This window comes from Corynebacterium sp. KPL2895 (assembly GCF_040225815.1).
GTDB lineage: Bacteria > Actinomycetota > Actinomycetes > Mycobacteriales > Mycobacteriaceae > Corynebacterium > Corynebacterium rhinophilum.
On the sequence record NZ_JBEHFY010000027.1, the window covers coordinates 15,498 to 34,416 of the forward strand.

Consider the following 18,919-nt stretch of genomic DNA (forward strand, 5'->3'; position numbering starts at 1 on the left):
CCTCCGCGCCGCCGGCAGGACGGACTACCGGTTTTGTGTTCATAGCGCTGGCTTTGCTAGTCTTACCTCTAGTTCACTATGTACTGCGCACCCTGTGTGAATATGGCGCGCAAAGAACATGGTGAAAAGTCTGATCCTTAACAAGGCGCCCGCCTTGGGAAGAGTTCTGGACATGCGGAAGCGCCCCGGGAAAGAGCGCCTATTTTTGCATGTTTGGTTCCCTTCTTAAGAAGTGGTGCAATTCGACAGAAAGACTGTTTAATGCCAACTATTCAACAGCTGGTCCGCAAGGGCCGCCAGACCAAGCGCAAAGAGGTCTCTACCGCTGCGCTGAAGGGTTCCCCGCAGCGTCGTGGCGTGTGCACCCGCGTGTACACCACCACCCCGAAGAAGCCGAACTCTGCTCTTCGTAAGGTTGCTCGTGTGCGCCTTACCAGCGGCATCGAGGTTTCGGCCTACATCCCAGGTGAGGGCCACAACCTGCAGGAGCACTCCATGGTCCTCGTTCGCGGCGGCCGTGTGAAGGACCTTCCAGGTGTTCGTTACAAGATCATCCGTGGCTCCCTGGATGCCCAGGGTGTCAAGGACCGTAAGCAGGCTCGTTCCCGTTACGGCGCAAAGAAGGGACAGTAATAAACAATGCGTAAGAATGCTGCTCCGAAGCGTCCTGTAGTAAAGGACCCGGTATACAACTCCGAGCAGGTAACCATGCTCGTCAACAAGATCCTCCAGGACGGCAAGAAGTCCACCGCAGAGCGCATCGTCTACGGCGCGCTTGAGGCTTGCCGCGAGAAGACCGGCACCGACCCGGTTGGCACCCTGGAAAAGGCGCTGGGCAACATCCGCCCGGACCTCGAGGTTCGTTCCCGCCGCGTGGGTGGCGCTACCTACCAGGTGCCGGTTGAGGTCCGTCCGGACCGCGCCAACACCTTGGCACTGCGCTGGATGGTGACCTTCACCCGTCAGCGCCGCGAGAACTCCATGATCGAGCGTCTCGCCAACGAGATCCTGGATGCCTCCAACGGCCTCGGTGCTTCCGTGAAGCGCCGCGAGGATACCCACAAGATGGCTGAGGCTAACCGCGCCTTCGCTCACTACCGCTGGTAATTTTTCAGCACCTGCATCAATGGCCTAAGCAACGAGAAACGAGTTTCGCGCTGATTTCCGGGTTCCCCGGCGGCGACACAAAACTTCATATCTCTTGCTTGGGCCATTTTGGTGGCACCGGGTGTGATTTAGACCAGCGCAGCTGGCCTAGTCCAGCGCATTCGCTTTATGTCCAGTACACTGAAGCGATGGAAGTCTAGGAGCCACTGGGCACCTAGCACGGCCACTCAAAGGCAAACTTTTCAAGAACTTATCCATGCAGGCGTCTTAGCCAGGTTTCTGGTCACGGCGTCGACGACTATTAAGTTGGGGTATAAACGTGGCACAAGAAGTGCTCAAGGATCTGAACAAGGTCCGCAACATTGGCATCATGGCCCACATCGATGCTGGTAAGACGACCACTACCGAGCGTATTCTCTTCTACACCGGTATCAACCGTAAGGTGGGCGAGACCCACGACGGTGCATCCACCACTGACTGGATGGCACAGGAGAAGGAACGCGGCATCACCATTACCTCCGCTGCCGTGACCTGTTTCTGGAACAACAACCAGATCAACATCATTGACACCCCGGGTCACGTTGACTTCACCGTTGAGGTTGAGCGCTCCCTGCGTGTCCTCGATGGCGCCGTCGCCGTCTTCGACGGTAAGGAAGGTGTGGAGCCACAGTCCGAGCAGGTGTGGCGCCAGGCTGCTAAGTACGACGTTCCACGTATCTGCTTCGTCAACAAGATGGACAAGCTGGGCGCAGACTTCTACTACACCGTTGACACGATCGTTGAACGCCTGGGCGCTAAGCCGCTCGTTATGCAGCTGCCTATCGGCGCTGAGGATGACTTCGACGGCGTCGTTGACCTGCTGAACATGCAGGCCATCACCTGGCGCGGCAAGGTCGAGACCGGTGCTGAGCCAACCTACGAGGAGATCCCTGAGGACCTCAAGGAAAAGGCTGAGCAGTACCGCGAGCAGCTGGTTGAGGCCGTTGCAGAGTCTGACGAAGAACTCATGGAGAAGTACTTCGGCGGCGAAGAGCTTTCCATCGACGAGCTGAAGGCCGGCATCCGCAAGCTGACCATCAACTCCGAGATTTACCCGGTCTACTGCGGTACCGCTTACCGCAACAAGGGTGTCCAGCCGCTGCTGGATGCTGTTGTGGACTTCCTGCCTAACCCGCTGGACGTGGGCGAGGTTATCGGCCACGCTGTCGGCGATGAGGAGCAGGAGCTTACCCGTAAGCCTTCCGTTGAGTCTTCCTTCTCCGCGCTGTCCTTCAAGATTGCAGCTCACCCGTTCTTTGGTCAGCTCAACTTCGTGCGCGTGTACTCAGGCCAGGTCACCCCTGGTACCGAGGTTATGAACTCCACCAAGGGCAAGAAGGAGCGCATCGGTAAGCTCTTCCAGATGCACGCCAACAAGGAGAACCCGGTGGAGCAGGCTGACGCCGGCAACATCTACGCCGTTGTGGGTCTGAAGGAAACCACTACCGGTGACACCCTGTGTGACAAGAACGACCAGATCATTCTTGAGTCCATGGACTTTCCGGACCCGGTTATCAAGGTCTCCATCGAGCCGAAGACCAAGGCCGACCAGGAGAAGCTGGGTAACGCCATCCAGAAGCTTGCTGCTGAGGACCCAACCTTTACCGTTGAGCTGGATGATGAAACCGGCCAGACCGTCATCGGCGGTATGGGCGAGCTCCACCTCGACGTTCTTGTTGACCGCATGAAGCGCGAGTTCAAGGTCGAGGCAAACATCGGTAACCCACAGGTTGCTTACCGCGAGACCATCCGCCGCAAGGTGGAGTCCATCGACTACACCCACAAGAAGCAGACCGGTGGTTCCGGCCAGTTCGCAAAGGTTATCTGCACCATCGAGCCGTACAACCCGGACCCAGAGACCTTGGAAGAGGGCGAGTCTGCAACCTACGCGTTCGAGAACGCCGTTACCGGTGGCCGCGTGCCGAAGGAATACATTCCTTCCGTCGATGCTGGTATCCAGGACGCTATGCAATACGGCTACCTGGCTGGCTTCCCGATGGTCAACATCAAGGCAACGCTCGAAGACGGCGCTTACCACGACGTTGACTCCTCCGAGATGGCCTTCAAGCTGGCCGGCTCCCAGGTATTCAAGGAAGCTATGGCCAAGGCAAAGCCGGTTCTGCTGGAGCCAATGATGGCCGTTGAGGTTGTTACCCCTGAGGAGTACATGGGTACCGTTAACGGTGACATCTCCTCCCGTCGTGGCCAGGTCTTCGCCATGGAAGACCGCTCCGGCGCCAAGGTCGTCAAGGCCAAGGTTCCGCTGTCTGAGATGTTCGGCTACATCGGTGACCTGCGTTCTTCCACCGCAGGCCGCGCTAACTTCACCATGGTCTTCGACTCCTACGCTGAGGTTCCTTCCTCCGTGGCTCAGGAGATCATCGAAGAGCGCACCGGCGGCGCGAACTAATAGCGACGCCCCGCCCGTTCAGGGGTGGTTAAGGGCTGGTAGTCTCTGCCAGTAGATGCCAGCCTCACCGCTAAATGTGGCAACTGGGCCGGGTAGCGGCGGGCTGAGTTTGCAGCTAACACCATTGGTTGTGAATTGAGCCGGCCGTTACCCTCCCAGGATCCTTTATTTGAGACTCTTGTTGAGGGAAATGGCCGCGAAGATACGCGGGGTTACCTCCTATAATGGCGGTTTGAAAAAACCGCGGGATAAATCTAGGATCGTGTAACTGGCACGTAAAGAAAGCGTCATTAGCGCTTTGTCCCAGACAATGGGTCAGGTGCCAATGACAACTGTCAACCACGTGGCTGCGAAGGTCGTAGCCACCATATAGTCCAGGAGGACATACAGTGGCAAAGGAGAAGTTCGAGCGTACGAAGCCGCATGTGAACATCGGCACCATCGGACACGTCGACCACGGCAAGACCACCACCACCGCAGCGATCACCAAGGTTCTGGCTGACCAGTACCCTGAGGAGAACCAGGCATTCGCGTTCGACATGATCGACAAGGCTCCTGAGGAGAAGGAGCGCGGTATTACCATTAACATCTCCCACGTGGAGTACTCCACCCCGAAGCGTCACTACGCACACGTTGACGCCCCGGGCCACGCCGACTACATCAAGAACATGATTACCGGCGCAGCTCAGATGGACGGCGCTATCCTGGTTGTTGCTGCAACAGATGGCCCGATGCCGCAGACCCGTGAGCACGTTCTGCTTGCTCGCCAGGTTGGCGTTCCTTACATCCTCGTTGCACTGAACAAGTGCGACATGGTTGACGATGAGGAAATCATCGAGCTCGTGGAGATGGAAATCTCCGAGCTGCTCGCAGAGCAGGACTACGATGAGGAAGCTCCTATCGTTCACATCTCCGCTCTGAAGGCACTCGAGGGTGACGAGAAGTGGGTACAGTCCATCGTTGACCTGATGGATGCCTGCGACAACTCCATCCCTGACCCGGAGCGCGCTACCGACCAGCCGTTCCTGATGCCTATCGAGGACATCTTCACCATTACCGGCCGCGGTACCGTTGTTACCGGCCGTGTTGAGCGCGGTCGTCTGAACGTCAACGAGGACGTTGAGATCATCGGTATCCAGGAGAAGTCCCAGAACACCACCGTTACCGGTATCGAGATGTTCCGCAAGATGATGGACTACACCGAGGCTGGCGACAACTGTGGTCTGCTTCTGCGTGGTACCAAGCGTGAGGACGTTGAGCGTGGCCAGGTTGTTATCAAGCCGGGCGCTTACACCCCTCACACCAAGTTCGAGGGTTCCGTCTACGTCCTGAAGAAGGAAGAGGGCGGCCGCCACACCCCGTTCATGAACAACTACCGTCCTCAGTTCTACTTCCGCACCACCGACGTTACCGGTGTTGTGAACCTGCCTGAGGGCACCGAGATGGTTATGCCTGGCGACAACGTTGAGATGTCCGTTGAGCTCATCCAGCCTGTTGCTATGGACGAGGGCCTGCGCTTCGCTATCCGCGAGGGCTCCCGCACCGTCGGCGCTGGCCGCGTTACCAAGGTTCTCGACTAATCGAGGCTTCGTAACCGCTCAGTAGAGCATTAAGAGTCCGCTGCACCGCATGCCGGTGTGGCGAACTTTTTTGATTTCTACGCGCGCCTTGAGTTGGAGAGGTCGTTGGCTACAGGCAGTGCTGTACGTTAGTGGCTTTTTCTGCTCTCCGAGGGAACTGTAGGCCCAGCTTAAGACCTGTTCACGCAGTTAGAGGCCTGAATGCAGCGATATGGCTGTGCCAGGGTAGAGGCCATCTCGGAGGCTTTTAGCTGGAGCCGCCATTGGCGCGGGCCGCTCCTAGGTAGGAGTCGCAATGTGTTGGCTCTAGGGCATCCGTGTAGTGGCGAGTCCGATAAGCTGCCGGACGGTCTGCGCAAACGGCTAATGGGCCGCCATCGCGAGCCTGTCTCGCTGCCCTCGCCTGGGCAGCGAGTTTGCCCCCTTAAGTTGGGTTCTGTTGGGGGTTTGCAGGGTCCAAACACACCCAAACACAAAGGAAGGCCTTCCACTACCTGCAGGCAGGTAGTGGAAGGCCTTTACCTGGTGAGAGAAGTAGTTATTACTTCTCCCAGCCGATGTTTTCCTTAGGGATGACGGCGAATCCAGGGGCGCCCATGTTGGCGATGCCCTTCTTCAGACCGACCATCTGGGGGCCGTTGGCGAACGGAAGCAGTCCGTATTCCGCGAAGGCTTCGGACTCGAGCTCGTTGATGCGCTCGATCTGCTCATCGCGGGTCGGCAGCTTCTGCATCTCTTCAATCTTCTTATCGAATTCCTCGGTACCAGTGCCGGACTTGTTGAGGGTGGAGTCGCTGGCGTAGGTCTGACCGAAGAATGCCGGGCCGAATGGGTCACTTGCGGCGATACCGGAGAGGAAGAGGTCAAAGTCGCGCTCGTTGCTGATCTTGGAGAAGTCAGAGCTTGGGTGCTCCTCAATCTTCAGCTCAATGCCAGCGTCCTTCAGCATCTTCTGGACGGCGGTAGCGGTGGACTTGGAGACCTCGTCATCGCCGATAAGAACGTAGCGCAGAGACAGCTTGTCGCCGTCCTTGGCGTAGTAGCCATCATCGCCCTCAGAGTAGCCGGCGTCCTCCAGCAGGCTCTTGGCCTCTTCAACGTCGTACTCGAGAACCTCAGAAAGGTTGTCCTTGTAGTCTTCCTGGGTTGGGTACAGGGTCAGGGAGCCAGGCATTTCCTCTTCATAGCCCAGGCCGTTGTAGCGGATCTCTGCGAGCTGGTCGCGGTCGATGGCTGCAAATACTGCGTGGCGAACATCTTTATCAGCCAGCTGTGGGGCCTTGGAATTCAAGGTGAATAGGACGTTGGCCGGGCGGGTGGCTGCGCGGACGTCGATGGAATCGCCCATGTCGGCGGCGATGGTGAGGTTGTTCTTGCTGCCCACGCCGGCGGCGTCGATTTCGCCAGCCTGGAAAGCGTTGATGGTTGCCTGGGACTCCATCGCGCGGTAGCTGACCTTGTCCAGCTTCGGCTCATCACCCCACCACTTTTCGTTAGGCACGAAGGACACGGTGCCGCCGCGGAAGTCGGAGTTTTCCACCTTGAATGGGCCCGCGCCGTACTGTGGGTTGAGCTTGCCCAAGTATTCCTGGTCAAATTTCTCGGCGGTATCGATCGCTGGGTGCAGGATGTCGTTGAAAAGTCCCTGCCACCATGGGTATGGGCTCTCGAAGGTGACCACGGCTTCCTTGTCGTTCTCACCCTTCTCCACGGATTCGATTAGCTCGTAACCGTCGGTGGAATTGACCTGGACGTCCATGTCCTTGCCGTTGTTGAAGCGCCAGGTGTTCTCGAAAGCGGTCCAGTCAATGGGGGTGCCATCGTTGAAGGTGGCGTCATCGTTGATGTCGTAGGTCACGACGGTCTTATCGCCCTCGGTGGACTCGTCTACCGAATCCAGGTACGCGGGGTTTGGGGTGTAGTTACCCTCGCCGTCATAAAGCGCCATTTGCGGGTTGTACCAGCCCCATACGGTGCTGGTATCGGTGGTCATGTTGGCGTGTAAACGGTTCTGCTGCTCGGTCAGCTCCCCAAGGGAGAGGGTGAGCTCACCGCCGTCCTTAATCTCATCGCGTTCTTTTTCGTTGTAGTCACCGGACGGTTTGACGTCGATTTCGAGACCGCCGACAGCCTTGTTGGAGGAGTCGCCACCGTCACCAGAACCCGAGCAGGCGGTGAGTGCGAGCGCGGTGGCGGAGAGAGTGGCAACCGTTGCTATACGGAAGCGACCGAACTTTTTCATGGGGATTACTCCTTGCGTGAGATGAAGACGAAGTTGGCATAGACGGTCGAATAGGTAACCGTCTACTGCAACCATGTGAATTACTTTACAATATTTATATTTGTGTCCGCAATCACTTTATGGAAAGAGTGCGGGGCTCGAGGGAGCTAGGCCCGGGACTTTTCCCTGCGTGCGCGGGCAACCTTGGGATCCGGATTCGGGATGGCATCCAGAAGCTTCTTGGTGTAGTCATCCTGCGGGTTATCGAAAATCTCATCCGTCGAGCCGGACTCGACGAACTTGCCCTTGTACATCACCGCAACGCGGTCCGAAAGGTGGCGCACGACGGAAAGATCGTGGGCGACGAAGAGATAGGACAGGCCCAGCTTTCGCTTGAGGTCCTCGAGGAGGTTAATGACACCCGCTTGGATGGACACGTCCAAGGCGGAGACTGGCTCATCCAGCACAAGGACCGAAGGGCGCGTGGCCAGGGCGCGTGCCAAGCCGATGCGCTGGCGCTGGCCGCCGGAGAAGTGGCTAGGGAAGCGGTCCAGCTGCGAGGAGTCGAGGCCGACCAGGTTCATGAGCTCGTTCACGCGGGCATCGACATCGCCATCAAAGCCCAGCGAGTTGAGCGGCTCCGCAATGACTTCGCGTACGGTCAGGCGGGGGTTCAGCGAGCTCATTGGGTCCTGGAAGACGATCTGGATGTCTTTGCGGGCCTCGCGGCGCTCGGACCCACTCATGCCATTGGCATCCTTGCCATTGAGGACAACGGCACCGTTTTCAGGGTCCAGATCCATGATCTCCAGCAACGTGGTGGTCTTACCGCAGCCAGATTCGCCGACGATGGCCATGCACTCGCCTTCGCGGATATCGAAGGTGAGGCCGTCAACGGCCTTGACGGTGCCTACCTTGCGCTTAATCAACGCGCCCTTGGTTAGCGGGAACTGCTTACGCAAGTCGTTCACGGCGAGGGTGGTCTTGCGATCCCCGCGGGGAACGTCGGCCAAGATGTCATCGGCAAGCTGCGGCGGCTTGAACATCAGCTCGCCGTCGATCTTGCGGTCGTGGATCTCCGGCGCGCGGAGGCAAGCGCTGCGGTGGGATACGGATTCATCCTTGAGCGGAAGCAGCTTCGGCTCGCCGGACAGGCAAGCCTCCTGCGCTACGGGGCAGCGCGGGGCGAATTGGCAGCGATCCTTTAGGTTCACCAAGACCGGTGGGTTGCCCTCAATGGGGGTCAGGGGCTCCGAGGCCGAGGAATCAGGGCGCGGCGTAGAACCAAGTAGTCCTACAGTGTAGGGCATGCGGGGGTTGGAGAAGATGGTATCGACATCGCCGTGTTCTACCGGTTGGCCGGCGTACATGACCATGACATCGTCAGCGGTTTCTGCCACCACGCCCATATCGTGGGTAATCATGATGGTGGCGGCGCCGGTTTCGCGCTGCGCCAGACGGATGACGTCCAGGATTTGCGCCTGGATGGTGACGTCGAGGGCCGTCGTCGGCTCATCCGCGATGAGCACGCGCGGGTTATTCGCAATCGCAATGGCGATGACCACGCGCTGGCGCATACCGCCGGAAAACTCGTGCGGGAAGGACTTCAGGCGCAGGTGGGGCTCGGGGATGCCCACCAGATCCAGCAGCTCGGTGGCTTGCTTCAGGGCTTCTTTCTTGCCGATGTCCTGGTGGGCCTGAATGGCCTCTACCAGCTGCGATCCAATATCGAAGACTGGGGTCAGCGCGGAGAGCGGATCCTGGAAGATCATGCCGATGCCATTGCCGCGGATGCTCGACATTTCCTTATCAGAAAGCCCGAGGAGCTCGCGGCCATCGAATTTCACGGAGCCTTCAACCTTGGCGTATTCCGGCAGCAGACCCATGATGGACATGGAAGTCACGGACTTACCGGAACCGGATTCGCCGACGATGCCCAGGGTGCGGCCGGGGTGCAAATCAAAGCTCACACCGCGCACCGCAGAGACGGTACCTGCTTCAGAAGGAAAGCTGACGCGTAAGTCATTGACGGACAAGATAGGCGAAGTCATAGTTTACCTCCGGAATTGGAGTTGGGATCGAGTGCGTCGCGCAGACCATCGCCAATAAATGCCATGGAGACGGTCAGCAGCGTCAAGGTAGCGGCGGGGAAGTAGAACTGCCATGGGGCGGATTGCAGGGAGGCAGTACCGCCCTGCAGCAAGGTACCGAGGGAGACATCGGGAAGCTTCACGCCCAAGCCCAGGAAGGACAGTGCGGTCTCAGAGCCCACGGTGCCCACAACGCCGAAGACGAACTGGATGATAAGCAGCGAACCAATATTTGGAATGACGTGGCGGACGATGGTGCGCATCTTGGATACGCCCATGTAGCTTGCAGCGCGGACATAGTCCTGCTCGCGGACGGTAAGTGCTAGGGACCAAATCACGCGGGCCTGGTACATCCAGCCGAAGGCGATAAGGACGACCATCAGAAGCTTCCAGTCACCGCCGGAGTCTGCCACCACAAGGGCGATGAGCAGGAAGGTTGGGATGGAAAGCAGGAAGTGGATAACCGCGAGGACGGCCTTTTCTGCAAGTCCGCCCCACAGGGCTGCGGCGCAGCCGACGAAGGCCGAAATGACCAGCGTGGCGAAGGACACCACGATTGCAATGGTCAGGGACCTGCCCAGGCCGTGGATGGTTTGGGCATAGAGGTCATTGCCGGAATCGTTGGTACCAAACCAGTGCTCGGGGCTCGGTGGCTCAGATAGGGCGAGGAAGTCCGGTTCCGTGTAGTCCCACTGGGCAAAGAAATTGCCAAAAAGGGCGGCAAAGATGAGAAAGCCCAGGATGATGACGCCAACGGTGGCTAGCTTGTTGCGGAAGAAGCGGCGAATATACAGCTTGTACCGGGAAGTACCGCGGGGGACCTCCGGCAACGTGGCCATGCGCTCGGCTTCCTCATTGCTTAACGGATCCTCAGAGACGACCTCGGTGCGCGTAGAAACCTCGCCGCGGGGCTGTTTCTTGGACATCTTTGGTTCTTTGGGATTTGTCATTTAGCTCACCCTTACTCGTGGATCCAAGGCGACAACAACGAGGTCTGCCAGAACGGCAGACACGGCCGTCATCGCGGCACCGAATGCCGCCACGGCTACCGCGCCATTGATGTCGTTCTTACTGATGGTCTGGATGAAGTACTGGCCCATACCGTTCCAGCCGAAGATGCGCTCCGTCATCACGGCACCGGTGAAAATGCCGGGCACGGAGAATGCGACGGAGGTGGCCACCGGGATGATGGAGGTGCGCAGCGCGTGCTTGCGGATGGCCTGCTGGCGGGTAAGTCCCTTTGCACGTGCGGTGCGGACATAATCCGCATCGAGGTTATCGAGCAATAGCGTGCGCTGGGTCATGTGGTAGCTGGCGTAGCTGATGATCACCAGGGAAATCGTGGGCAGGACGAGGTGCTGTGCGGAATCTAGGAGCTTGGGGAAGAATCCCTCGACCCCTAGGGACTTGGAACCGACGACGTAGAAGATCTTTTTGCCGGTCAGATCGTTGATTTCCAGCGCGGCCCACACGACGGCGATGGAAGCAACAACCACGTGGGTATTCATCGCAATGATGGAAATTCCCTGCCACACGCGGTCACCGGTCTTGTACTGGCGGGAGGCGGTGTATACACCAACCGCTACACCAATAACGATGGACAGGATGGTCGCAAGCAAGAGTAGCTGCGCGGACACCCAGATGCGGTAGCTGATCTCCTCGTCACCATCTCACCTACCGGAGACTGACCCCAATCCCACTTCGTGATGATGTTGGTCAGCCAGGTCCACCAGCGCTCCAAAAGCGGGGTTTCTGGGCTGAGGTTATAGGGCTCGAGGAGGTTATTGATTTCCTCATCTGAAAGTGGTGGACGGCGCTCGGTGTAGTTCGAACGCGGGTCCAAAAACGAGGCTGCCAAGAAATAAGCCAAGTTAGTGGCTAAAAAGATCATGAGTAACCAGCCCAAGATCTTTTTGATCAAATACTTTGTCATGGGGAAATTCTCCGTGCGCGGTTAAGCAGGAAACAGTGCGAATAAATATGAAGCCAACGATGGAGTCGTTGTATGTGACCAATCTAATAAGATATAAGCAAGGGCACAATTCACATAGCCCCGTGATGTACATTGCCAATCAACCAATAGGTATTTTTTCAGTGTAGACACTTAGGGCGCTAAAAAGAAAAATGGGATTCAGCTGCAGATTTAAAAACCTAAATTGTTCAACAGTTATAAGAAACGATTAACTGAAAATAAGTGACAACGGGGGTAACCAATCAGCCCGAGTGGGGTGATCCTCCCCGGCTGTATTAGGGCGGAAGGGCTCGGTAGGCTAGTTGCTTATGGAAGATCCCACTCGCATTGACCCGACCTTGGCAGCGCTGCGCAAGGCGTGGGAGGGGCAACCCGATTTGAGCCTGCCTACGCTTTTTGCCTTATTGGCCAACCGGGGCATCGGCTGGGGCGTGAGTGATGCGGACTTGGTCACCGAACTCGAGCGGCAGGCCGAGGTCCACCCGCCCCTACTGCCTCTCGAGGGCGGCCGCGTGGGCACTGGTGTGTGGCTCGTGCTTAGCGATGCCCCCACTTCCCGCATCACCGCCGATTCCTCCCGCATCATTGTGCGCCGCCCGAATGCTCAGCCGGTGGTGTGGGAATACAGCGCCATTAGGCCAACGGGCCCCGGCCGGCCCTTTGTGGTTAGGGATACTGAGGGCTTTGAACACCGGCTTGGGATCGTCTCCAGCATCATGCGGCTGACTGAGCCGCTACCGGAGCTCAGTGGCAGGATCCGCTACGAGTTGGGTGACTTTGTCTATGTCCTCCGCTTGGAGGACGCTATCGCTGTCCTAGATCACGGGCTGCATCTCTTTCACAAGGAAAATCGGCGGGTGGTTGCCCGTGATTATGCGTGGAAGAGGATAGAAAAATGCCGCCCTGGCGAGGAGCTAGAGTTACTCCTCGAGGGCGGCGATTATGTGCGATTGGGCAAGGTCGTTGAGGTCCTTATTGCAGAGACCCCAAACCCCTTATTCAGCTAAATCCTTCATCGGCTTGACCTTGGTGAAGTGCAGCTTATAGCTGGTATCTAGGTCAGCGTCGGGGAAAGCCTCCCGGAAGTCGCGCTCATTGGTTTCCACAGCATTGGTCAGGCGCTCCAACGGCGTGTCTGGGTTGGCAACCACCGTGTACTGCAGCGTCGGGCGGGCGCGGTCGTATGCAACCAAGCGCTCGACCCGGTCCACACCATCAAGCGCGTCCAGATCCTTGGCCACCGCGGTGGCGATGGCGTTCATGGATGCAGAGATTGCGCCTTCTTCATTGGAAGCTGCGGATTCCACATTATTAAAGCGGCGGTGGCGCAGATTTACGACGATGAGCCACAAACCAATGATGAGCAATAGGGCAGAGGCGCCGGCCAAGACCCAGACCCACCAACTATTGTCGCCCAAAGTGCGCCACGTATCGTGGTCTACCCACTCCGCTAGGTACTCAGCAAATTCCACATTGAAGTTAATGAGAATCGGCCACACACCGAGCGCGATGAGGATGATTCCGAGCAGTCCGAGGAGGATTCGGTCAAAGGTAGCAAGCTTTTTAGACATGATTATCCATCTCCGGAATCTTCTCTACGGCTACGGTGACCTTTGGTGGGTGTGCAAGCACTTCCAAAGCGCGGCTAACAGCCGTTTCCACGCGCCCAGGCAAATCGGAGTCTTGCTCATCGCCGTTGACGGTAACCTTCGCGCTCTTGGTATCCGCGGAAGTCTGCGCGGACGCGACTCCCGGAACGCGGCGCGCTGCGGCAGAGCTCAAGCGCGCGACATCAACCGGACGCATCCACATGGAAGCGGACTCGGAAGCGACCTGGATGTGGGTGTTGCGGCGCGTTTTTACCGCAGCGATCACAAAGATGAGACCAACCACGATAGAGCCCACGCCAGCCCAGATCATCCACGTTTCTAATTGCTCGGTGGCAATAAGATTGAGGACCGGCTGGACCCACGATTGGGCATTGGCGTCTGCGCCGACGAGCCAGGTTTCGCGTACGCCCACAATGCCAATGGCCAGCAGGACGAAACCTAGAATGACGGTCCACGTACGCACGGCAGGAGACGCCTTGGGCTGTTGCCCGAAATGCTCAGGCATATTCATCTCAGCCATTATTGCCTCCTTGCTCGTGGAATGGCGTGATGGAAATGGCACGCAGCGGCTCAGGCCGTGGCGCATAGACATGCAGCGGGCGCTGGCTCGTTGGGGTTACCTTGATGCGCTTGAGCGGTTCCTGGCGCGGGGCCTGAACCTTGCGCAGTGGGGCGGGCCTTGCGGTCTGCACGCGCTGCTCGCTCCGGGAATTATCGATCTCGATCTTGCGCAGTGGTCGCGGGCGCGGCGGCTGCACTTTACGCAGGGGAGCCGGGCGGGCAACGCGAACGCGCTTTTTTTGTTCAGTATTGTCGATCTCGATTTTGCGCAAAGGCTGCGGACGGGGGACAGAGACCTTTGCCTTTTTGACAAAGGGGCGTACCTGTCCGCTCGGAAGCAACCTGCCAGGGCGCGGAGCGCGAACACTGCGTACGCGCTCTGGGCGCGGTTCGACGATACGGCGTAGTTCGTGATCTTCTGGAGCGCTAATTTCTAGCAGCTGATGGTCCGGAAGATCAGCGGAAATACTGCGCACCGGTGCCTCCCGCGGCGCATCGACGGAGCGCACTGGCGTGTCACCAGAGGGCACCGATACTCCGCGAACCGCAACTTCCTTTCCAGAAGAAATTTCGCGGATTTCCGCCTCTTGCGGGGTGTCGACATTGCGGATTGCGGCTTCTTCCGGAGTCTCGATGCTTCGCACTTCGACCGAGTCCTGAGTAACAGGCTGGGTCACGGTAGAAGGTGTGACCTCAGGGGTAAAAGCTGAAGCGGCAGGACGCTGCGCAAGCTGTTCTGCGGTAACGCGAGTACCCGGAATCGATTCACCGACGGTGACATTAACGCGGGTGGTGGAATAGCCGGTATGGGCAGCAATAGCCTCTGAAATGGCGGCACGCGTACTTTCCGCGACTGCGGTAACCGGAGATGGCCACACCACAGCGATGGTCGCGCTCACGGCGGCGACCTCACGCTCTGGATCCATCTGTACCGAAACCCGTGGATAACCGCGTCCGCCAATGCCAGCAAGCTTGGCATCTAAATCTTTTGTGCCAGGCACGCTAGCAATTGCGGCGGTCACGATTCGTTCCATGGTCCGCAGCGAGAAACGCGTGTGGCCCTGAGTGGAACCTTCTGACATTAGCCTTGGCCTTTCTCCTTGCCAATGAGGCCATTCCACACGGCGCTGAGGTCGATCCGGCCATCAAAGTGGGAACCCAAGAGGCCACCGACGGCAGCAAGCAGCACGGCGAGCAGCGTCCAACCCCAACCTAAGTACAAAAAGAAGGCAAGTAGCAGGCCGATAACAATGCCCAATGTGGTGTAATTTTTCATATCTAATCCTTCGAGGGAGCAGCGGATAAGCCATCTACGGCGTCAGAAAACTCAACGTCGACGCGTTCTAGCTCCGTACATGCCTTGCGGGCTGCCGAGCGGATTTCTTCCGCTAGGCGGTACAGATCAGGCTGCGCACTGATATCAACACGGACGTTGATTTGCAGGTGGCGATCGTCGCGGGGATCGGGCCGGCGCATGCCGGTAACCCTTTCGCCCGGGAAGAGTAGGCTCACCGAGCCGTAGGATCCGCCGTCAAGGCCCGCGACACCGTTGAGCTTTTGCACCGCTTCCGCAATTGCGTGAGCGTGGCTTACCTCGAGCTCAAATTGTGCTCGGGGTTCAGGCATTGTTCTTATGCCTGGCCCTGGTTCAGTGCAGCCTGCTCCTCAGACTCGGAGTCTCCCTTCGGCAGCTTGACGTTGTGAACAACAACGTCAACGCGCTCTACGGTCAGGCCGGTCATGCGCTCGACAGCGTTCATGATGTTGCGGCGGATTGCCTCAGCCAGCTCGTGGATAGCAACACCGTACTCAGCGGTGATGGCAATCTCGATCTTTGCGGAGCCGTTTTCTACCTCTACGTCAACACCCTGGCGTACGTCCTCGGATGCACCGAAGGACTCGCGGATGGTGCCCATCATGCGAGCGCCGCCGCCACCGAGGGAGTCAACGCCGGAAACCTCGCGGGCTGCAATGCCGGCGATCTTGGAAACAACGACGTCATCAATGGTGGTGGTGCCGTACTGAGTCTCCAGGTTGTTGTTTACCTCGCGCTCTTCAGAAGCGACAACGTTGTTCTCAGAGTGCTTTGCAGGAGTGTTGTTCTCAGACATGGTCTTTAAGGCCTTTCCCTAAATATTGACTTGCATGGTCGCAATACGAAATTGAAGGACCAAGAACCAACGGTTCAAAATCCTTCCTTGAGCATACCTACCACCCAAGCTGAAGTGGGGTCTGTGACAACAATATTTACCAAAACGTGATTATTGGCACTATTGCCAGGTTGGTTTGAAAAACACCAGCCCATCGTGCTTAAATACTTAGGTTGCTTTAACAGGGCAGCGCGAACCGATAACGGACCGTCTTAAATACGGTGCGCATCGGGGAGACGCTGAGCTGGTAAAGCGAACATGACACCTTCGTTGTCACCGTAACTCAGGGCTTTCCTGAAACACAGACTGGAAGGTCATCCGATCGGGCTAGGTCCGCGCTAGAGCAGAGGCACCCCGAGACGATGGACCGGAGAAGGGGCATGGCAAATAAACAGCGGCAGTTAGCGAATAGGACACTCTCCACGTGTAATGCGTGAAAACCGTCCTCTTCACAATACTTTGACTACGGGTCTTGTACCCCGTCAGGAGCACTGCAGACTGGCATTTGCCATGTGCTGTATCTCTTGGTTGTCATGACAGTCAGACCACTGGCGTTGTGTCAGGCCCCAGGCCCGGACAACGTTATAGAGAAATCGAGAAGCAATTTCCCACCGCTTCACGCCCCGGAAACGCCGGGAATGTGAAAGTGGGGAAGCGAGGAAGAGGATAAGCGTGGCGGGACAAAAGATCCGCATTCGGCTGAAGGCCTATGACCACGAGGCAATCGACGCTTCTGCAAAGAAGATCGTCGAGACCGTTACCCGTACGGGTGCTCGTGTAGTTGGCCCAGTGCCGCTCCCAACCGAGAAGAACGTGTACGCAGTTATTCGTTCTCCGCACAAGTACAAGGACTCTCGCGAGCACTTCGAGATGCGCACGCACAAGCGCCTGATCGATATTCTCGACCCGACCCCGAAGACCGTTGATGCTTTGATGCGCATCGATCTTCCGGCAAGCGTCGACGTGAACATCCAGTAAGCGACTTTGGTGGAGAACTAATAATGAGTGAAAACGAGATCAAGGGCATTCTGGGCAAGAAGCTCGGCATGACCCAGGTCTTCGACGATGACAACCGCGTTGTTCCGGTTACCGTCGTTGAAGCAGGGCCATGCGTTGTCACCCAGATTCGCACCCCCGAAACCGATGGCTACAGTGCCATCCAAATCGCCTTTGGCGAGATTGACCCACGCAAGGCAAACAAGCCTGAGGGTGGTCACTTCAAGAAGGCTGGCGTAACCCCACGTCGTCACGTTGCGGAAATCCGCATGGATGACACCTCCGCATACGAGGTTGGCCAAGAGGTCAAGGTAGACATCTTCGAAGACATCACCTTCGTTGACGTCACCGGCCAGACCAAGGGCCACGGCTACGCTGGTGCTATGAAGCGCCACGGCTTCCAGGGTCAGGGCGCAGCTCACGGTAACCAGGCCGCTCACCGCCGCGTTGGTGGTATCGGTGGCGCTGCTACCCCGGGCCGCGTCTTCAAGGGCAAGCGCATGGCTGGCCGCATGGGCCACGACCGCGTGACGACCCAAAACCTGAAGATTCAGAAAGTCGATGTCGAGTCCAACCTGCTGCTCATCAAGGGTGCTATCCCTGGTGCGCGCGGTGGCCTCGTCACCGTTAAGACCGCAGTGAAGGGCGGTGCACACGCATGAGCAACCTCAAGCTAGACGTCCACACCTCCGAAGGTAAGACCAATGGCTCCGTGGACCTGCCGGCTGAAATCTTTGACACCGAGGCATCCGTTGCTTTGATGCACCAGGTTGTCAACGCACAGCTTGCTGCTGCTCGTCAGGGCACCCACGCCACCAAGACCCGCGGCGCTGTCCGCGGTGGTGGTCGCAAGCCTTTCCGCCAGAAGGGTACCGGTCGTGCGCGCCAGGGTTCCATCCGTGCGCCGCACTACACCGGCGGTGGCACCGTCCACGGCCCGCAGCCACGTAGCTACGCACAGCGCACCCCTAAGAAGATGATCAAGGCTGCTCTCTTCGGTGCGTTGTCTGACCGTGCTCGCAACGAGCGCATCCATGTCATCGAAGAGTTGGTTCCAGGCCAGAAGCCGTCCACCAAGGCGGCCAAGGCTTTCCTCGAGTCCCTGACCGAGCGCGACAACGTGCTGCTGGTTATCGGCCGCGAGGACATCAACGCCCGTCGTAGCGCTAATAACCTGCCGAACGTTCAGATCTTGGACGCCGGTCAGCTCAACACCTACGACGTTCTCTACTCCGATGACGTTGTGTTCTCCGTTGAGGCGCTACACACCTTCATCACTCGCGCTACCGGCGCGGATAAGGAGGAGAACTAATGGCTAAGATTTCTAACCCGCGCGATGTCATCATCGCCCCGGTTGTATCTGAGAAGTCCTACGGTCTGATGGAGCAGAACGTCTACACGTTCTTCGTCTCCCCAGACTCCAACAAGTCCCAGATTAAAGATGCCGTCGAGCAGATCTTTGACGTGAAGGTCGACTCCGTGAATACCGTAAACCGTGCAGGTAAGCGCAAGCGCACCCGCACCGGTTTCGGTCAGCGTAAGTCCACCAAGCGCGCATACGTGACGCTCCGTGAAGGCAGCGACTCCATCGACGTCTTCGGCGCAGGCGCTTAAGCGCCACCGGAGAGCCGAAAGGAAAAGGAAGAATTATGGCTATTCGTAAGTACAAGCCGACAACTCCGGGTCGCCGCGCATCCTCCGTATCTGAGTTCGACGAGATCACTCGCTCGACTCCGGAGAAGTCCCTGCTGCGCCCGCTGAGCAAAACCGGTGGTCGTAATAACTACGGCCGCATCACCACCCGCCACATCGGCGGTGGCCACAAGCGCCGTTACCGTCTGATCGACTTCCGTCGTAACGACAAGGACGGCATTCCGGCAAAGGTCGCTCACATCGAGTACGACCCGAACCGCACCGCAAACATTGCATTGCTGCACTACGTAGATGGCGAGAAGCGCTACATCATCGCGCCGAAGGGCCTGAAGCAGGGTGCTGTTGTCGAGTCCGGACCGAACGCAGATATCAAGGTGGGCAACAACCTGCCGCTACGCAACATCCCGACCGGTTCGACCATCCACGCTGTTGAGCTCAAGCCGGGCGCTGGCGCTAAGCTGGCTCGCTCTGCTGGTGCTTCCATCCAGCTGCTGGGTAAGGAAGGCAAGTACGCCGTTCTGCGTATGCCG

19 protein-coding genes and 1 pseudogene are annotated in these 18,919 nt (G+C 58.0%); 10 read left to right on the plus strand and 10 right to left on the minus strand.

Translation table 11 applies throughout. The features are described from left to right. Nucleotides 1–261: 261 nt before the first annotated feature. From rpsL to tuf, 4 genes are all read left to right on the plus strand, one after another. The gene (gene rpsL / locus ABRP95_RS10610; RefSeq protein ID WP_005276879.1) at nt 262–633 is read left to right on the plus strand and encodes a 30S ribosomal protein S12; all 372 of its coding nucleotides are present in this window, start codon (nt 262–264) and stop codon (nt 631–633) included. 6 nt (nt 634–639) lie between these two features. Continuing rightward, nucleotides 640–1,107 (plus strand): 30S ribosomal protein S7, encoded by a 468-nt coding sequence (gene rpsG, locus ABRP95_RS10615; RefSeq protein WP_005322865.1) that lies wholly within the window; start codon nt 640–642, stop codon nt 1,105–1,107. A gap of 319 nt (nt 1,108–1,426) precedes the next feature. Continuing rightward, a complete protein-coding gene (gene fusA / locus ABRP95_RS10620) occupies nt 1,427–3,556 on the plus strand; it encodes an elongation factor G (protein WP_284819208.1) in 2,130 nt (709 codons plus the stop codon). Nucleotides 3,557–3,945: 389 nt separating this feature from the next. Next, nucleotides 3,946–5,136 (plus strand): elongation factor Tu, encoded by a 1,191-nt coding sequence (gene tuf, locus ABRP95_RS10625; RefSeq protein ID WP_005276884.1) that lies wholly within the window; start codon nt 3,946–3,948, stop codon nt 5,134–5,136. 541 nt (nt 5,137–5,677) lie between these two features. Here the strand turns inward: tuf and ABRP95_RS10630 are convergent. From ABRP95_RS10630 to ABRP95_RS10645, 4 genes and pseudogenes are all read right to left on the minus strand, one after another. Beyond that, the gene (locus ABRP95_RS10630; RefSeq protein ID WP_284770908.1) at nt 5,678–7,378 is read right to left on the minus strand and encodes an ABC transporter family substrate-binding protein; all 1,701 of its coding nucleotides are present in this window, start codon (nt 7,376–7,378) and stop codon (nt 5,678–5,680) included. 146 nt (nt 7,379–7,524) lie between these two features. Next, nucleotides 7,525–9,408: an ABC transporter ATP-binding protein gene (locus ABRP95_RS10635; protein ID WP_284770909.1), complete on the minus strand. Its 1,884-nt coding sequence runs from the start codon at nt 9,406–9,408 to the stop codon at nt 7,525–7,527. Continuing rightward, nucleotides 9,405–10,397 (minus strand): ABC transporter permease, encoded by a 993-nt coding sequence (locus ABRP95_RS10640; RefSeq protein WP_284770910.1) that lies wholly within the window; start codon nt 10,395–10,397, stop codon nt 9,405–9,407. Before ABRP95_RS10640 ends, ABRP95_RS10635 begins: the two co-directional genes overlap by 4 nt. Beyond that, nucleotides 10,398–11,380 (minus strand): annotated as a pseudogene (locus tag ABRP95_RS10645) (ABC transporter permease). A gap of 347 nt (nt 11,381–11,727) precedes the next feature. Here ABRP95_RS10645 and ABRP95_RS10650 point away from each other — a divergent pair. Next, complete coding sequence (locus tag ABRP95_RS10650; RefSeq protein WP_284864777.1) at nt 11,728–12,426, plus strand: hypothetical protein; 699 nt, start codon at nt 11,728–11,730, stop codon at nt 12,424–12,426. On the opposite strand, the gene amaP is transcribed toward ABRP95_RS10650, so the two are convergent. Genes amaP through ABRP95_RS10680 form a run of 6 tightly spaced genes read right to left on the minus strand, consistent with a single transcriptional unit; the run spans nt 12,415 to nt 15,701 of the window. Then, nucleotides 12,415–12,990, minus strand: a complete 576-nt coding sequence (amaP, locus tag ABRP95_RS10655; RefSeq protein WP_023030106.1) for an alkaline shock response membrane anchor protein AmaP — start codon at nt 12,988–12,990, stop codon at nt 12,415–12,417. The genes ABRP95_RS10650 and amaP overlap by 12 nt on opposite strands. Next, nucleotides 12,983–13,549 (minus strand): DUF6286 domain-containing protein, encoded by a 567-nt coding sequence (locus ABRP95_RS10660; protein WP_284864776.1) that lies wholly within the window; start codon nt 13,547–13,549, stop codon nt 12,983–12,985. The genes amaP and ABRP95_RS10660 overlap by 8 nt, the downstream gene beginning before the upstream one ends. Continuing rightward, complete coding sequence (locus ABRP95_RS10665; protein WP_284864775.1) at nt 13,542–14,672, minus strand: Asp23/Gls24 family envelope stress response protein; 1,131 nt, start codon at nt 14,670–14,672, stop codon at nt 13,542–13,544. Before ABRP95_RS10665 ends, ABRP95_RS10660 begins: the two co-directional genes overlap by 8 nt. Then, a complete protein-coding gene (locus tag ABRP95_RS10670) occupies nt 14,672–14,866 on the minus strand; it encodes a hypothetical protein (RefSeq protein ID WP_023025176.1) in 195 nt (64 codons plus the stop codon). Before ABRP95_RS10670 ends, ABRP95_RS10665 begins: the two co-directional genes overlap by 1 nt. 2 nt (nt 14,867–14,868) lie before the next feature. Further along, the gene (locus ABRP95_RS10675) at nt 14,869–15,216 is read right to left on the minus strand and encodes a hypothetical protein (RefSeq protein ID WP_284770916.1); all 348 of its coding nucleotides are present in this window, start codon (nt 15,214–15,216) and stop codon (nt 14,869–14,871) included. 5 nt (nt 15,217–15,221) lie between these two features. Beyond that, the gene (locus ABRP95_RS10680) at nt 15,222–15,701 is read right to left on the minus strand and encodes an Asp23/Gls24 family envelope stress response protein (protein WP_349839434.1); all 480 of its coding nucleotides are present in this window, start codon (nt 15,699–15,701) and stop codon (nt 15,222–15,224) included. A gap of 711 nt (nt 15,702–16,412) precedes the next feature. On the opposite strand from ABRP95_RS10680, the gene rpsJ reads away from it, so the two are divergent. The 5 genes from rpsJ to rplB all read left to right on the plus strand — a co-directional run. Continuing rightward, on the plus strand, nt 16,413–16,718 hold the full coding sequence (rpsJ, locus tag ABRP95_RS10685; RefSeq protein WP_003848085.1) for a 30S ribosomal protein S10: 306 nt from the start codon (nt 16,413–16,415) through the stop codon (nt 16,716–16,718). Between the two features lie 23 nt (nt 16,719–16,741). Then, a complete protein-coding gene (rplC, locus tag ABRP95_RS10690; RefSeq protein WP_284781928.1) occupies nt 16,742–17,398 on the plus strand; it encodes a 50S ribosomal protein L3 in 657 nt (218 codons plus the stop codon). Then, on the plus strand, nt 17,395–18,048 hold the full coding sequence (gene rplD, locus ABRP95_RS10695; RefSeq protein WP_239269115.1) for a 50S ribosomal protein L4: 654 nt from the start codon (nt 17,395–17,397) through the stop codon (nt 18,046–18,048). The genes rplC and rplD overlap by 4 nt, the downstream gene beginning before the upstream one ends. Then, nucleotides 18,048–18,350 carry a 50S ribosomal protein L23 gene (rplW, locus tag ABRP95_RS10700; protein WP_005276934.1) on the plus strand — a complete coding sequence of 101 codons (303 nt, stop codon included), beginning with the start codon at nt 18,048–18,050 and terminating at the stop codon, nt 18,348–18,350. The genes rplD and rplW overlap by 1 nt, the downstream gene beginning before the upstream one ends. 35 nt (nt 18,351–18,385) lie before the next feature. Then, the coding region (gene rplB, locus ABRP95_RS10705) for a 50S ribosomal protein L2 (protein ID WP_349839435.1) at nt 18,386–18,919 on the plus strand (534 nt) is incomplete at its 3' end.

Excerpts from the sequence above, each read along its gene's own strand:
- ABRP95_RS10630 (WP_284770908.1), bottom strand. The coding sequence starts at position 7,378 with ATGAAAAAGTTCGGTCGCTTCCGTATAGCAACGGTTGCCACTCTCTCC.
- ABRP95_RS10680 (WP_349839434.1), bottom strand. The coding sequence starts at position 15,701 with ATGTCTGAGAACAACACTCCTGCAAAGCACTCTGAGAACAACGTTGTC.
- ABRP95_RS10660 (WP_284864776.1), bottom strand. The coding sequence starts at position 13,549 with ATGGCTGAGATGAATATGCCTGAGCATTTCGGGCAACAGCCCAAGGCG.
- rplC (WP_284781928.1), top strand. The coding sequence starts at position 16,742 with ATGAGTGAAAACGAGATCAAGGGCATTCTGGGCAAGAAGCTCGGCATG.
- ABRP95_RS10635 (WP_284770909.1), bottom strand. The coding sequence starts at position 9,408 with ATGACTTCGCCTATCTTGTCCGTCAATGACTTACGCGTCAGCTTTCCT.
- ABRP95_RS10675 (WP_284770916.1), bottom strand. The coding sequence starts at position 15,216 with ATGCCTGAACCCCGAGCACAATTTGAGCTCGAGGTAAGCCACGCTCAC.
- ABRP95_RS10665 (WP_284864775.1), bottom strand. The coding sequence starts at position 14,672 with ATGTCAGAAGGTTCCACTCAGGGCCACACGCGTTTCTCGCTGCGGACC.
- rplW (WP_005276934.1), top strand. The coding sequence starts at position 18,048 with ATGGCTAAGATTTCTAACCCGCGCGATGTCATCATCGCCCCGGTTGTA.
- ABRP95_RS10670 (WP_023025176.1), bottom strand. The coding sequence starts at position 14,866 with ATGAAAAATTACACCACATTGGGCATTGTTATCGGCCTGCTACTTGCC.
- rpsL (WP_005276879.1), top strand. The coding sequence starts at position 262 with ATGCCAACTATTCAACAGCTGGTCCGCAAGGGCCGCCAGACCAAGCGC.
- rplD (WP_239269115.1), top strand. The coding sequence starts at position 17,395 with ATGAGCAACCTCAAGCTAGACGTCCACACCTCCGAAGGTAAGACCAAT.
- ABRP95_RS10640 (WP_284770910.1), bottom strand. The coding sequence starts at position 10,397 with ATGACAAATCCCAAAGAACCAAAGATGTCCAAGAAACAGCCCCGCGGC.
- ABRP95_RS10650 (WP_284864777.1), top strand. The coding sequence starts at position 11,728 with ATGGAAGATCCCACTCGCATTGACCCGACCTTGGCAGCGCTGCGCAAG.
- amaP (WP_023030106.1), bottom strand. The coding sequence starts at position 12,990 with ATGTCTAAAAAGCTTGCTACCTTTGACCGAATCCTCCTCGGACTGCTC.
- rpsG (WP_005322865.1), top strand. The coding sequence starts at position 640 with ATGCGTAAGAATGCTGCTCCGAAGCGTCCTGTAGTAAAGGACCCGGTA.